Genomic DNA, 14,008 nt, shown 5'->3' on the forward strand with positions numbered 1-14,008 from the left:
TGTGCAGCTAACGGAACAGCAAGAATTCCGTGCCACGTTAGGGCTTCGTCAAGGACGCGCGCATGTTCCAATCCAACAGAAAACGGAAATCAGGCATCGGGTCTGCCCTCTCTATGGCAGAGCTGATTTACCATTCTGTCGTGCGCAATGTCCGCAAACAGCATAACAATGCCCTCGTCGCGATTGTAATGAACATGCTGCAAACGGTGATGTTTGTAGTGGCCTTTTACGTGATGTTTTCGATCCTCGGGATGCGCGGATCGGCGGTCCGAGGCGATTTCCTTGTTTATCTGATGTCGGGAATCTTCCTTTACTTGACGCATGTAAAGGCACTGGGGGCCGTCGTTGGGTCTGAAGGGCCGGCCAGCCCGATGATGCAACACGCGCCGATGAATACGATTATTGCCATCGCATCGGCGGCGATGGGGGCGCTTTATATTCAAGTGCTGTCGCTCTTTGTAATCTTGTTCATCTACCATGTGGCCTTCACGCCGATAACCATTGATCAGCCGATCCCCGCCTTTGGCATGTTGCTGACGGCATGGTTTACTGGCTGCGCGCTTGGGCTGGTGATGCTGGCGATTAAACCGTGGTTTCCCTCTTTTGTGACGATCTTTTCAACCGTCTACCAGCGGGCCAATATGATCGCCTCAGGCAAGATGTTTCTGGCCAACTCCCTGCCCGGCTATATGCTGGCGATGTTTGACTGGAACCCACTATTCCACAGCATTGATCAAGCGCGCGGATTTGCCTTCATCAACTACAACCCGCGTTACAGCAATTGGGAGTATCCGCTTTGGGTGGGGCTTGTCTTGCTGATGATCGGGTTGATGGGCGAATTCTATACACGCCGCCATGCTTCGATCAGTTGGAACGCGCGGCGATGAGACTGCTGGCCGTCCTCCTTTGTCTCTGGGCGCTTCCTGCCACCGCAACACAGGACGCATGGCCCGCCTTGTATGACGTGAGCGGCGTGGCCTCTAATGATGTATTGAACATCCGGCAAGCGCCTGATGCGGGCGCGCCGATTGTCGGCAGTCTTGCCCCCGATGCGGAAGGGATCGAAGTGATCCGCCCCGATGACCACCACGGCTGGGGCTTGGTAAACAGCGGCGAAGGGCGCGGCTGGGTCTCCCTTCGCTACCTCACCCGGCAACCGGGGCAATGGGCTGGTGCGATGCCACCCGTCGCGCGCTGTGGGGGGACGGAGCCGTTCTGGTCCTTCGACGTGACCGGCGGAACGCTTAGCTATGATGCATTGGCGGACAGCCCGCGCGATTTTCGCATCACGCAGTCCGGGGCGGCGCAGGGACGGCGTGACAGCTTTCATTTGATTGGTGAGGGGCCGGAGGGCGCGGCTATCGCCACGCTGTCGACCCGCACCTGTAGTGACGGCATGTCAGACCGCGCCTATGGGCTTACTGTCGACCTCCTTTTGCAAGGAAATGACGGCTGGCAACACCAAACGGGATGCTGTTCGCTCAGCCGCTGAAACGACGGACTTTTCAAAAAAGTCCGTCTCCGTTTTCTTTAAAAGAAAACGTCACTCCACCACCCGCAGCGTCAAATTGATCCGCCCCCCTTTGGGCAACAGCGTAGATGTGCCGGACTTGATCCGATCCACCCCGTGATAGGTCAGCCGCGCCTCACCCCCCATCACCACCACATCACCCGATTGCAGCCAAATCGATTCCGTCTTGCCGCCGCGCGTCAGATTGCCGATGCGGAACAACCCATCATCCCCCAAGGATACCGAAACCACGGGCCATTGAAAGTCTGCCTCATCCCGGTCTTGATGCAGCCCCATCCGGGCATCTGCGTCATAGTAGTTGATCAAACAGCACTCGGGTCGGCGGTCTAGCCCCGTCAATCGATCCCAAATCGACAGAATCGGAGCAGGGATCTCTGGCCATGGCTGCCCATCAGGATGTTCGGTGACGTAACGATAACCGCGCCTGTCGGAAAACCAGCCATAGCGACCTGCGGCGCTCATTCGTACCGACATCCGCCCGCCACGCGGCACCTCAGGGCGGAAAAACGGCGCCTGTCGTACCACGCCGCGCACCGCATCCAGCACTTCTTGCTGAGCGGACCTTCCCAGAAATTCCTTGTGAATATCGAAGCCCCGAAGGCGCAAAGCAGTCATTTTTCGTTCTTCCTCACTCGTTTGGCAAAAACATCACGGAATCGCGACCATCCTGACAAGCCAATGGTTGCAGGGTGCAAATACCCTCCCTATATACGCTCCGAACCGTCGAAGGCACGTGGTCTTCGATGTCATCAGATCGGGGCAGGATGCCGAAACGGGTCCGCGCCTCGTGTCATCGCCTTAGATTCAAAGAGGGATCGAAACATGTCCAAAGTAATCGGTATTGACCTTGGCACCACCAACAGCTGTATCGCCATCATGGATGGCAGCCAGCCCCGTGTGATCGAAAACGCTGAAGGCGCGCGCACAACGCCGTCGATCGTTGCTTTCACCGACGATGAGCGCCTTGTCGGCCAGCCAGCGAAACGCCAAGCGGTCACCAACCCAGAAAACACAGTCTTCGGCGTTAAGCGCCTGATCGGCCGCCGTAACGACGATACGGACCTGGCCAAAGACAAAAAGAACATGCCGTTCAACGTCATTGATGGCGGCAACGGCGACGCATGGGTTCAAGCCCGTGGTGAAAAGTACTCCCCTAGCCAAATCTCGGCTTTCATCCTTGGTAAGATGAAAGAAACCGCAGAAAGCTATCTGGGTGAGGAAGTCACGCAGGCGGTTATCACCGTGCCCGCATACTTCAACGACGCCCAGCGTCAGGCGACCAAAGACGCCGGCAAGATTGCCGGTCTCGAAGTGCTGCGGATCATCAACGAGCCGACAGCCGCCGCGCTGGCCTATGGCCTCGACAAAGAGAACACGCAAACCATCGCAGTCTATGACCTTGGCGGCGGTACATTCGACGTGACCATCCTTGAGATTGACGACGGCCTGTTCGAAGTGAAATCCACCAACGGCGACACGTTCCTCGGCGGTGAAGACTTTGACATGCGCATCGTGAACTACCTTGCGGATGAGTTCAAAAAGGCCAACGGCGTTGACCTAACACAAGACAAGATGGCGCTGCAGCGTCTGAAAGAAGCTGCCGAGAAGGCGAAGATCGAGCTTTCCTCCTCCAGCCAGACAGAGATCAACCAGCCCTTCATCTCGATGGGCAAAGATGGCTCGCCTCTGCACATGGTGATGAAGCTGACCCGCGCCAAGCTGGAAAGCCTTGTGGGTGACCTGATCAAAGCGTCGATGAAGCCCTGCGCCGCAGCGCTGAAGGATGCCGGTCTGTCCGCTTCCGACATCGACGAAGTCGTGCTGGTCGGTGGTATGACCCGTATGCCGAAAGTCGCAGAAGAAGTGACGAAGTTCTTCGGTAAAGAGCCGCACAAGGGTGTGAACCCTGACGAAGTTGTGGCCCTTGGTGCTGCCATTCAGGCCGGTGTTCTGCAAGGCGACGTGAAAGACGTTGTTCTGCTGGACGTGACACCGCTGTCCTTGGGCATCGAAACCCTTGGTGGCGTCTTCACCCGTCTGATCGACCGTAACACCACGATCCCGACGAAAAAGTCTCAGGTCTTCTCGACCGCCGAAGACAACCAGAACGCTGTGACCATTCGGGTTTTCCAAGGTGAGCGTGAGATGGCAGCCGACAACAAGATGCTCGGGGCCTTCAACCTTGAGAACATCCCGCCTGCCCCACGCGGTATGCCGCAGATCGAAGTGACCTTTGACATCGACGCCAACGGCATCGTGTCCGTAGGCGCGCTCGACAAAGGCACCGGCAAAGAGCAGAAGATCACGATCCAAGCCTCGGGCGGTCTGTCGGATGCAGATATCGACAAGATGGTGAAAGACGCGGAAGAGAATGCCGAGGCGGACAAATCCCGTCGCGAGCTGATCGAAGCGAAAAACCAAGCGGAATCGCTGATCCACTCGACCGAAAAGTCGCTGGAAGAGCATTCCGACAAGGTTGACCCGACCACCGTCGAAGCGATCGAACTGGCCATTGCCGCGTTGAAAGACGAACTGGAAACCGACAACGCCGACAAGATCAAATCCGGCATCCAGAACGTCACTGAATCGGCCATGAAACTGGGCGAAGCGATCTATAAGAACGCTCAGGAAGAAGGCAACGACGACACGGCGCAGCCTTCGGATGCTCAGCAATCGCAGGGTGGCGACGATGACATCCTCGACGCCGAGTTCGAAGATCTGGACGACGACAAGCGCGCGTAAGCGTGAAACGGAACCTGTGAAAGGGCCGGTCCGTCAGACGGGCCGGCCCATCACGTTCCAGCGCAGGAGCATGATAACCCATGGCAAAACGTGACTACTACGAGGTGCTTGGCGTTGCCAAAGGGGCCTCTGCCGACGAGATCAAGAAGGCCTACCGCAGCAAGGTCAAAGACCTTCACCCCGACCGCAACAAAGACAACCCAAACGCCGAATCCCAGTTCAAAGAGGTGGGTGAAGCGTATGACGTGCTGAAAAGCGATGACAAGAAAGCGGCCTATGACCGCTACGGCCACGCCGCCTTTGAAGGTGGCATGGGCGGCGGGCGTCCGGGCGGCGGCATGGGCGGCGGTCAGGGCGACTTCTCTTCGGCCTTTTCCGATGTATTCGACGATCTCTTCGGTGACTTCATGGGCCAACGTGGGGGCGGCGGCGGACGCCGTGCCGCACGCGGTGCCGATTTGCGCTATAACCTGCGCATCTCCCTCGAAGATGCCTTCTCGGGCATGCAGAAGTCGATCACCGTTCCGGCCTCTGTCCAGTGCGATTCATGCGATGGCAGCGGTGCCGAGGGCGGCGCAGAGCCGACAACTTGCCCCACCTGTTCGGGCATGGGCAAGGTCCGCGCGCAGCAGGGTTTCTTCACTGTTGAACGCACCTGTCCCACCTGCTCTGGCATGGGTCAGATCGTCAAGAACCCTTGTAAGAAATGCCGCGGCGCGGGCCGTGTTGAGAAAGAGCGCACGCTCTCGGTCAACATTCCCGCAGGCGTTGAAACCGGCACCCGCATCCGGCTAGCCGGTGAGGGCGAAGCAGGCATGCGCGGCGGACCGTCGGGTGATCTCTATATCTTTATCGAGGTGGCCGAACATGAGCTCTTTGAGCGTGACGGACCGAACCTGTTCTGCCGCGTTCCCGTGTCGATGAGCACAGCCGCCTTGGGTGGCAACATCGAAGTGCCCACCATAGACGGTGGCCGTGGCCGCGTGCAGATTCCCGCAGGCAGCCAATCGGGCCGTCAGATGCGTCTGCGTGGCAAGGGCATGCCCCCGCTGCGGGGCGGTGGCGTCGGTGATATGATCATCGAACTGGCGGTTGAGACCCCGGTGAACTTGACCAACAGACAGAAAGAACTGCTGCGGGAGTTTGAGGGCGAAGCCCAGAACAACAACCCGGAAAGCAGCAACTTCTTCTCTTCCGTCAAATCCTTTTGGGATTCGATGAAGGGCTAAGACAAGGGGGTGGGGCGTGCCATATGCGCCTCACCCGACCCTGTATAGTCAAGGTAAATGGTAATTTAACTGCCTGTTAACCAAATGCTAACCATGCTGCCGCAAGACTAGGCGCATGACACGTACCCCCCGAACCTTGGCTGACCAGCCCCTGCCGTTCTTGATAGACGAAACGCGCAAGCCGCCGTCCAATACGGGCAAACAACCCTCTTACATCGTGGACCACCGGCAACGTTTGCGCAGTCGCTTTATCGATGGTGGCGCGGCGGCGATGCCAGATTATGAGATGTTAGAGTTGATCCTCTTCCGTGCCATTCCTCGACGCGACGTCAAGCCACTCGCCCGCGAATTGCTGGATCGTTTTGGCGATTTCAACCGCGTCATCACCGCCCCACCTGCCCGCTTGCGTGATATAAAGGGCATCGGCGAAGCAGTGATCGTTGAGCTTAAGATCATCGAGGCGGCCGCCCAGCGGCTGGCCCGCGCCAAGGTCCTGCAACGGCATATTGTGTCTTCGTGGGATGCGTTGCTGGATTACTGCCACACCACTATGGCCCATCTGGAAATGGAGCAGTTTCGCGTTCTCTACCTTGACCGCAAAAACATCCTGATCGCGGATGAGGAGCAGGGGAAGGGTACGGTCGATCATGTGCCCGTCTATCCGCGCGAGGTGGCCAAGCGGGCGCTAGAGTTGAACGCCAGCGCCATCATTCTTGTGCACAACCACCCCTCGGGGGACCCTAGCCCGTCACGCGCCGATATCGACATGACCCAACAAGTTGCTGCCGCCTGCGATGCGCTTGGCCTTACCCTGCATGATCACCTTATCATCGGCAAATCCTGCGAATTGAGTTTTCGCAGCGAAGGCCATCTATAGCGGTGATTTCGCGGGGGGCGTTAACGTACCCAAACCTCTACCCGTCGGTTGGCCTGACGGCCCCATTCGCTGTCATCGCAGGCAATCGGCATCGCCTCGCCAAAGGCATCTACCCGCAGATCAATACGCGACAGGTTGGCGGTGACAGCGGCTGCACTGACGGCACGTTGCACCGCCTCGGCCCGACGCAGGGCGATCTCTCGGTTGGCCTTTGCTGCGCCCTCCCCATCGCTGAAGCCCACGAACATCAACCGCCGCGCGTCATATTGCCCCTGCTCCAGCGCCCGCGCCAATTGCTGAACGTTAGAGCGCGACTGCGCGTCAAGCCGGATCGAGCCTGCCTCGAACCGGAAAGAGGTCGTCAGCCGCGCCATCGGCACCAGCGTCGCCGTCATGCGCTGCAACTCCTCAAGCGGGGTTTCGACCCCCGCCGTGATAATGGCATTAGCAAAGCGGTTGCCCTGTTCTTCGACAGGAATTTGTTCGGGCGTTTGATCCACGAAACCAGCACGGCGGATAACAATTTGCGCGGATGGGCCACGGGTAAAGGCAAGAAACTCACGCGTGATCAGCGGTAAGCGCCGCGCCGGGAAGTAGAGAAACATCGGCGCGGTCAGCGGGTAGTCTTCGGTTTTGATCGTACGCCGCGCGGCATCCAACGCAAAACCGCAGTTGCCGCCAAGGGTCAGCACTTCGGTCCCCCCCTGTTCGGCATAACTGGTGATGCCAAGCGCAAAGACATCACGCGCGACAGCCTCGGCTAAGGCATCGGGCAGTGCGTGGCGGGTTACATTTGCAGTTAACTCCAGACCTGCGGGGGTCAAAACCTGATCGACAATCGCTTGGCTCAGCCCGCTGTCGGCTGTCGGCAAGTGCAATTCAATGGGCGCGTTGGGACCACCTAAGCGCTGCCAGTTCTTGATCTCTCCGGCAAACACCCGCGCCAATGTCAGCGGAGAAATCTGTTTCACCGGATTTGACGCCGCCACCACAGGAACCACCGCATCCAGTGCTAGGACCCGACTGCGGTTGGTCCCGGTCAGATCACCCAGCCCCGCATCGCGGGCGTTGATCCGCTCGTCGCGGCGCACTTCACGCAGGGCCATCACCACGTCTGCTTCATCCGCCAATAGATCGGCAAAGCCTTCGTTGGTATTGGTCGCGCGAAAATCAAACCGGGCGGCAAGTTTGCCGTCACCGTTACGCGACAGCAGCAGCGCAAAACGCCCCGCTTCGCCGTCTTCGCGGTCGACGGTATAGCCCTGCCGCGCAGCGAAGGCATCGATCAGCGCGGGCATCAAGACTGCTCCCATGGTGGCGGAGCCCGAGAAGCGCACCTCGGCCACGAAATCCTCTAGGTTGGGGCAACCCGGCCCGGCGCAGGACACGCCGCTGCTGTCGACAGTTAACTCGCCATAGTCGGTTTCGACTCGGTAGAATTCCCCGTCAAACCCCAGCAGGGTGCCGCTGAGTTCGACGCTGCCATCGCGTGATGATAGCGCGACATCCTGTGCCGCCAGCGTCACCGCCGTAAAAAGCAAAAGTGCGGCGCTGATCGCCGCACGTTTTAACCCGTTCATCTAGACCTACCCGGTTGCGTCAGTTCTGCGCGACTTTCAGGTCTTGGAGCAAATTATTCAACACCAGAAAGTTTCCAACCGCATCACAGTCCGGCACCGCGAGGGTTAGGTTCTGGGTTTTCACCTGATCGGCGCCACGCAATTCTAGCGCCTGTGCTTCGATCTCAAGCCCACAGTTGGACTTGCTGACCTCGGCCTCCACACTCAGCGCGACATCACCCTCCTGCGCCGCTGCGGCGACCGGAAAGCTATAGATTTCGGCCATCAACGGCTCAGCCGCATCGGTATCGCCATTACGGATCATGAAGCCACCTTCGCCCAGCACGGCGGTTGCCATATCGCGGGGCGCACCCGACCAAACATGGCCTGCATCGCCATAATCCGCGCCAAATTCGCGGGCATGCAGTTCAAAGCCAGCGGCGCCTTTCCATTGCAACACCACGCGGTTGAAGTCAGACAGTTCCGGCACAGTGGTTTGCGCCACGGCGCCATCGCCGTTGCCGAAGGCCAAGATAAAAACCGCCTCTTCGGCCAAGGCGGGCACGGTGACATTCAACCGCCCTTTGTCATCCGTTACTTCGGTGAAGATCATCCCGTTGTGGTGCACGGTCAGCCGCTCATTGGGCAGGCACGCGGCATCCAGCGCCAACTTTACCATCGCCGCTGCAACGGCCTGAGCATCTGCGATGATGTCACAGGCGGCGGTAATCGCGGCGCCATGGCTTTCGGGGGCGGGCGGCAGACCTTGCGGGGCGGCGGCCTTGGTCACCTGCGCGTCAGGCAGCGGAAGAGCGATTTCGCTGTCAAGGGTGGCAGAGGTTAGGGTGATGCCCTCAACTTCTAGCAACGCGCCATTGCTCGCCACAGGGCGCTGATTCTCGGCCTTACCATAGCGCTGTTCAGCAGTGTCAGAGCTTTGCATGACAAAGCCGATGCCCACGGCGCAGGCCAGAGTACCGACAGCGGTCAGAATTTCTTTGGTGCGGCGCATGACAAGTCTCCTTCAACGGATTCGTTGGAGACTTTATGGGCTAGGATCAGGGCCGGGGTATGGCCCTGAAAAGCCAAGTTATGGGCGAAAAGGTGGCGGACCTATTTGATTTCGCCGTGGCAATGTTTGAACTTTTTGCCCGAGCCACAGGGACACAGATCGTTCCGGCCCGGGTTGCCCCATGTGGACGGATCATTCTCATCAAAGCCCGGTGCGGCCGCCTCTGCCTGCTCAGATGCCTCATCGGCAGCCTCGGTCGCGGCGGCTTGCATCGCGGCCTGACGGTCAGCCATTTCCTGCATCATCTCGCGGCGCTGCTCTTCACTCATCGGTTGGATTTGGCCCAGCTTCTGGGTCACGTCCTGCCGCAGGCTGTCGAGCATCGTCTCAAACAGTTGGAAGGCTTCGTTCTTATACTCGTTCAACGGATCACGCTGCGCGTAGCTGCGGAAGCCCACGACCGAGCGCAGATGTTCCAGCGTCAGCAGGTGGTCGCGCCATTTGGTGTCGATCGCTTGCAACAACAACTGTTTCTCGATGTTGCGCATGTTCTCTTCGCCAAAGGCTTCGGCCTTCTTGGCCATAAGCTCATCCGTGGCCTTCATCAGACGCTCGCGGATCACTTCGTCATCCACGCCATCTTCTTCACACCATGCGATGATCGGCACGTCGACGTTCAGCTGTTCGATCACCGCGGCATAGAAGCCTTGGGTGTCCCACTGATCGGCGTAGGTCTTGGGCGGCATATAGGTGTCGATCAAATCGTCGATCACCTGCTCGCGCATGTCTGTGACGATCTCATTAAGGTTCTCTGCCTCCATGATCTCGCGGCGCTGGCCAAAGATCACTTTGCGCTGCTCGTTCATCACGTCGTCGAACTTCAACAACTGCTTACGGATGTCAAAGTTGCGACCTTCGACCTTTGCTTGCGCGCGCTCAAGCGACTTGTTTACCCAAGGGTGCACAATCGCTTCGCCTTCTTTGAGGCCCAGCGTGGTCAGCACTTTCTCGAGCCGTTCAGAGCCGAAGATGCGCATCAGGTCATCTTCAAGCGACAGGAAGAACGAGGTGCGGCCCGGATCGCCCTGACGGCCCGAACGGCCCCGCAACTGGTTGTCGATCCGGCGGCTCTCGTGACGCTCGGACGCAAGGACATAAAGACCACCGGCCTCCAGCACTTTTTGCTTTTCCTCGGCGTGCTGGGCTTCGATCTGGGCACGGATGTTCGCCGGGTCAGCTTCGGGGTCAGCGTCCAGTGCATCCAACACCTTCAACTCGACGTTGCCGCCCAGCTGAATGTCGGTCCCGCGGCCCGCCATGTTGGTGGCGATGGTCACGGCACCCAGCTTACCAGCATCGGCGATGATCTGTGCTTCTTGCTCATGCTGGCGGGCGTTAAGCACGTTATGCTCGATCCCATCGGCCGTCAGCATGGTGCTCAGCTGTTCAGATTTCTCGATCGAGGTGGTGCCGACGAGGCAAGGCTGGCCCTTGGCGTGAGCTTCCTTAACCTTTTCGATCATCGCTTCGTATTTTTCGCGGGCAGTGCGGTAGACGGCATCGTCTTCGTCGACACGGGCGATTGGCACGTTAGTCGGCACTTCGACAACGCCAAGACCATAGATCGTGGCAAATTCTTCGGCCTCGGTCAGAGCCGTACCAGTCATGCCGCCCAGCTTGTCATAAAGGCGGAAGTAGTTCTGGAAAGTCACAGAGGCGAGCGTGATGTTCTCAGGCTGAATCTCGGCGCCTTCTTTGGCTTCGATCGCTTGGTGCAGACCGTCCGACAGGCGACGGCCCGGCATCATCCGGCCCGTAAATTCGTCGATCAGCGTGACCGAGCCATCGCGTACGATGTAATCCTTGTCGCGCTGAAACAGCTTATGTGCGCGCAAACCTTGGTTAACGTGGTGCACGATGGTCGTGCTTTCGGGATCATAAAGGGTCATGCCCTCTTCGATCAGGTCACGGGCGCGCAACTGTTCTTCGAGGAATTCGTTGCCCTCATCGGTGAAGGTCACGTTGCGGGTTTTCTCGTCCAGCTCGTAATGCTCTTCGGTCAGCGAGGGGATCAGCGCATCAATGATCTGATACATCTCAGAGCGGTCCTGAGATGGGCCAGAGATGATCAGCGGCGTTCGCGCCTCGTCGATCAAAATACTGTCGACTTCGTCTACAACGGCAAAGTTATGCCCACGTTGCAGCATGTCCGACAGGCTCGACTTCATGTTGTCGCGCAGATAATCGAAGCCGAGCTCGTTGTTGGTGGCATAGGTGATGTCGCAGGCATAGGCCGCGCGTTTCTGGTCTTCGGGCATGCCGGAATAGGCGACACCGGTGGTCAGCCCCAACGCGCCAAAGACTTTTCCCATCCACTCAGCGTCACGCTGGGCAAGGTATTCGTTGACGGTAACGATATGCACACCCTTATGCGTCAACCCGTTCAGGTAGGCGGCAAAGGTCGCGGTCAGGGTCTTGCCCTCACCGGTTTTCTGTTCAGCGATATTGCCTTGATGCAGGAAAATCCCGCCCAAAAGCTGCGTATCAAAGGCACGCAGACCCAAGGTGCGGCGCGCAGCCTCGCGGCAGTTGGCAAAAGCTTCGGGCAACAGATCATCAAGGCTTTCACCCGCGTCGGCGCGTTTACCAAGCTCCTCGGTGCGCGCCTTGATCTCTTCGTCGCTCAGCTTTTCGAACTCAGGCTCCAGCGCATTGATCCGTGCCACAAGCGGACGGGTCGCCTTGATCTTCCGGTCGTTTGGCGTGCCAAAGACCTTTTTGGCGATTGTTCCGATACCCAGCATGTAATCTCCCGCCGAAGTTATGGTGTCTTGCGCCGATCTGGTTGCCGAGCGCCATGGCAGCCCATAGATAGTGGATGAGCCCGCGCCTCTCAGCGCCATAAGGCGATGTAAGGGGCGTGCCATACACTGTCAATGTAGCAGCCCTGCTACGAACGAAGCGATTGGACCCAACCATGCAAAAACCCCTCACTTTTCTGTCGTCTTTGGCGCTTGCCGCTGCTGTGGCGCTGCCTGTAGCTGCCCAAGACGAACCGGGTGTCGACACGGTTGTTGCCACAGTCAACGACACTGAAATCACGCTTGGGCACATGCTCGTGGCACGTGCCACCCTGCCCCAGCAGTACCAGCAGCTGCCCGATGATGTGCTGTTCAAAGGCATCCTTGACCAGCTTGTGCAGCAGACAGCCCTTGCCGACAGCTTTACCGGCGAATTGCCGCCGCGCGTGACCCTGTCGATCGAGAATGAGACACGCTCGCTCACCGCAGGTGAGGCAATCGAAGGCGTGATGGCCGAAGATGTTAGCGACGAAGAACTGCAAGCGGCCTATGACGCGCAGTACAAAGACGCAGAGCCTGAGCAGGAATTCAACGCCTCGCATATCCTCGTCGAAACCAAGGAAGAAGCCGACGCGATCAAAGAAGAACTCGACGGCGGCGCGGACTTTGCCGAAGTGGCGAAAGAGAAATCGACCGGCCCCTCCGGCCCCGGTGGCGGTTCGCTTGGTTGGTTCGGCCCCGGCATGATGGTTCCCGCCTTTGAAGAGGCCGTGGCTGGCATGGAAGCTGGCAGCGTGTCTGATCCCGTGGAAACCCAGTTTGGCTGGCATGTGATCAAGCTGAACGAAACTCGCACAGGCGAAGCGCCCGCGCTGGAAGATGTGCGCGAAGAGCTTGAGACCCAAGTGCGCCAGACCAAGGTGCAGGAAGCCATCGAAAGCCTCACCGAAGCCGCCGAGGTTGACCGCAGCGCCGCAGAAGGCATCGACCCTACTGTTCTCAAAAACACTGAATGGCTGAACTAACTCATGGCTAAATCACTGGCTGTCTCGCCGCTCGCCCCGGCCCGTTTCCCTGAACTGCCGGTCATCGACGGCGTGACATTTGCCACCATCGCCGCTGGCGTGCGCTATCAAGGGCGCACCGATGTGATGTTGGCGAAACTGGCGCCGGGCAGCGCAGTGGCGGGGGCGTTTACGCGCTCTGCCACCCGCGCGGCCCCGGTTCTGGACTGCCAGGCAAAAATTGGCGGCGCCTCGGATGACGGCGCCGCCATCGTCGTGAACTCCGGCAATGCCAACGCCTTTACCGGGCGCGGCGGCACCGACGCGGTTGAGGCGATCACCGCCGCCGCTGCCGAAGCCTGCGGCGTGCCACAATCGCGGGTGTTCACCTCCTCTACTGGTGTCATCGGTGAACCGCTGCCCCATGAGCGTATTACCGCTGTGTTGGGAGACCTTCACACGAAACTTGACCCTGCAGGCATCGAAGACGCCGCACAGGCGATCATGACCACCGACACTTTCCCGAAAGGCGCCAGCGCCACGCTCAAGATTGACGGGGAAACCGTTTCAATCGCCGGTATTGCCAAAGGATCGGGCATGATTGCCCCGGATATGGCCACCATGCTGGTGTATATCTTTACTGACGCTGTGATTTCCCAAGACAAACTGCAACAGCGCCTGTCGACCCATACAGAGACGACGTTCAACTGCATCACCGTTGATAGCGACACATCAACGTCAGACGCGCTGATTATGGCCGCTACGGGTGCATCCGGCGTCGATGTATCCGACAACGAAGACTTTGACGCAGCGCTGCGCGATGTGATGCTTGATCTGGCGCATCAGGTCGTCAAAGACGGCGAAGGGGCACAAAAGTTCGTCGAAGTAGCCGTGACGGGTGCGTCGAATGATACCGAAGCCAAGGTTCACGCCATGGCCATCGCGAACTCTCCGCTGATCAAAACCGCCATCGCAGGACAAGACCCTAACTGGGGCCGCGTCGTGATGGCCATCGGCAAATCCGGCGCCGCAGCAGACCGCGACCGCCTGTCGATCCGGTTCGGCGATGTTGAAGTCGCACGAGACGGCTGGCGCAGTCCTGATTATTCAGAGGATGACGCCGCTGCGCATATGCAGGGCGAAAATATCGTGATCGGCGTTGACCTAGGCCTCGGCGAAGGCGCTTGCACGGTCTGGACCTGCGACCTGACCCACGGCTACATCGACATCAACGCCGATTATCGGTCTTGACC

11 protein-coding genes are annotated in these 14,008 nt (G+C 58.9%); 7 read left to right on the top strand and 4 right to left on the bottom strand.

Features of this window, described 5'->3' with window-relative positions; translation table 11 throughout:
- Positions 1-62 precede the first annotated feature (62 nt).
- The gene (locus tag DSM110093_RS00080) at positions 63-887 is read left to right on the top strand and encodes an ABC transporter permease (RefSeq protein WP_243266141.1); all 825 of its coding nucleotides are present in this window, start codon (positions 63-65) and stop codon (positions 885-887) included.
- Positions 884-1,492, top strand: coding sequence for an SH3 domain-containing protein (locus tag DSM110093_RS00085; protein ID WP_243266142.1), 609 nt, complete (start codon positions 884-886; stop codon positions 1,490-1,492). The genes DSM110093_RS00080 and DSM110093_RS00085 overlap by 4 nt, the downstream gene beginning before the upstream one ends.
- Before the next feature lie 51 nt (positions 1,493-1,543).
- Here the strand turns inward: DSM110093_RS00085 and DSM110093_RS00090 are convergent, their stop codons facing one another.
- Positions 1,544-2,146: an alpha-ketoglutarate-dependent dioxygenase AlkB gene (locus tag DSM110093_RS00090; protein ID WP_243266143.1), complete on the bottom strand. Its 603-nt coding sequence runs from the start codon at positions 2,144-2,146 to the stop codon at positions 1,544-1,546.
- Between the two features lie 207 nt (positions 2,147-2,353).
- Here DSM110093_RS00090 and dnaK point away from each other — a divergent pair, with 207 nt between their 5' ends.
- From dnaK to radC, 3 genes are all read left to right on the top strand, one after another.
- Positions 2,354-4,273 (top strand): molecular chaperone DnaK, encoded by a 1,920-nt coding sequence (dnaK, locus tag DSM110093_RS00095; protein ID WP_243266144.1) that lies wholly within the window; start codon positions 2,354-2,356, stop codon positions 4,271-4,273.
- Positions 4,274-4,353: 80 nt separating this feature from the next.
- Positions 4,354-5,502, top strand: coding sequence for a molecular chaperone DnaJ (gene dnaJ, locus DSM110093_RS00100; RefSeq protein WP_243266145.1), 1,149 nt, complete (start codon positions 4,354-4,356; stop codon positions 5,500-5,502).
- Between the two features lie 115 nt (positions 5,503-5,617).
- Positions 5,618-6,379, top strand: coding sequence for a DNA repair protein RadC (gene radC, locus DSM110093_RS00105; RefSeq protein ID WP_243266146.1), 762 nt, complete (start codon positions 5,618-5,620; stop codon positions 6,377-6,379).
- Between the two features lie 20 nt (positions 6,380-6,399).
- Here radC and DSM110093_RS00110 read toward each other — a convergent pair whose 3' ends face one another.
- The 3 genes from DSM110093_RS00110 to secA all read right to left on the bottom strand — a co-directional run bounded on the left by DSM110093_RS00110 (position 6,400) and on the right by secA (position 11,754).
- Entirely contained in the window at positions 6,400-7,959 is a 1,560-nt protein-coding gene (locus tag DSM110093_RS00110; protein ID WP_243266147.1) for a phosphate ABC transporter substrate-binding/OmpA family protein, read from the bottom strand.
- Positions 7,960-7,978: 19 nt separating this feature from the next.
- Positions 7,979-8,950 (bottom strand): hypothetical protein, encoded by a 972-nt coding sequence (locus DSM110093_RS00115; RefSeq protein WP_243266148.1) that lies wholly within the window; start codon positions 8,948-8,950, stop codon positions 7,979-7,981.
- Between the two features lie 101 nt (positions 8,951-9,051).
- Positions 9,052-11,754 carry a preprotein translocase subunit SecA gene (gene secA, locus DSM110093_RS00120; protein ID WP_243266149.1) on the bottom strand — a complete coding sequence of 901 codons (2,703 nt, stop codon included), beginning with the start codon at positions 11,752-11,754 and terminating at the stop codon, positions 9,052-9,054.
- Between the two features lie 173 nt (positions 11,755-11,927).
- Here secA and DSM110093_RS00125 point away from each other — a divergent pair, with 173 nt between their 5' ends.
- A complete protein-coding gene (locus tag DSM110093_RS00125; RefSeq protein ID WP_243266150.1) occupies positions 11,928-12,776 on the top strand; it encodes a peptidylprolyl isomerase in 849 nt (282 codons plus the stop codon).
- A gap of 3 nt (positions 12,777-12,779) precedes the next feature.
- Complete coding sequence (gene argJ, locus DSM110093_RS00130) at positions 12,780-14,006, top strand: bifunctional glutamate N-acetyltransferase/amino-acid acetyltransferase ArgJ (RefSeq protein WP_243266151.1); 1,227 nt, start codon at positions 12,780-12,782, stop codon at positions 14,004-14,006.
- Positions 14,007-14,008 lie beyond the last annotated feature (2 nt).

The organism is Sulfitobacter sp. DSM 110093 (assembly GCF_022788715.1).
GTDB lineage: Bacteria > Pseudomonadota > Alphaproteobacteria > Rhodobacterales > Rhodobacteraceae > Sulfitobacter.

Coding starts and splice junctions, on each gene's coding strand:
- dnaK (WP_243266144.1), top strand. CDS start 2,354: ATGTCCAAAGTAATCGGTATTGACCTTGGCACCACCAACAGCTGTATC.
- DSM110093_RS00125 (WP_243266150.1), top strand. CDS start 11,928: ATGCAAAAACCCCTCACTTTTCTGTCGTCTTTGGCGCTTGCCGCTGCT.
- DSM110093_RS00080 (WP_243266141.1), top strand. CDS start 63: ATGTTCCAATCCAACAGAAAACGGAAATCAGGCATCGGGTCTGCCCTC.
- secA (WP_243266149.1), bottom strand. CDS start 11,754: ATGCTGGGTATCGGAACAATCGCCAAAAAGGTCTTTGGCACGCCAAAC.
- radC (WP_243266146.1), top strand. CDS start 5,618: ATGACACGTACCCCCCGAACCTTGGCTGACCAGCCCCTGCCGTTCTTG.
- DSM110093_RS00110 (WP_243266147.1), bottom strand. CDS start 7,959: ATGAACGGGTTAAAACGTGCGGCGATCAGCGCCGCACTTTTGCTTTTT.
- dnaJ (WP_243266145.1), top strand. CDS start 4,354: ATGGCAAAACGTGACTACTACGAGGTGCTTGGCGTTGCCAAAGGGGCC.
- DSM110093_RS00090 (WP_243266143.1), bottom strand. CDS start 2,146: ATGACTGCTTTGCGCCTTCGGGGCTTCGATATTCACAAGGAATTTCTG.
- argJ (WP_243266151.1), top strand. CDS start 12,780: ATGGCTAAATCACTGGCTGTCTCGCCGCTCGCCCCGGCCCGTTTCCCT.
- DSM110093_RS00115 (WP_243266148.1), bottom strand. CDS start 8,950: ATGCGCCGCACCAAAGAAATTCTGACCGCTGTCGGTACTCTGGCCTGC.
- DSM110093_RS00085 (WP_243266142.1), top strand. CDS start 884: ATGAGACTGCTGGCCGTCCTCCTTTGTCTCTGGGCGCTTCCTGCCACC.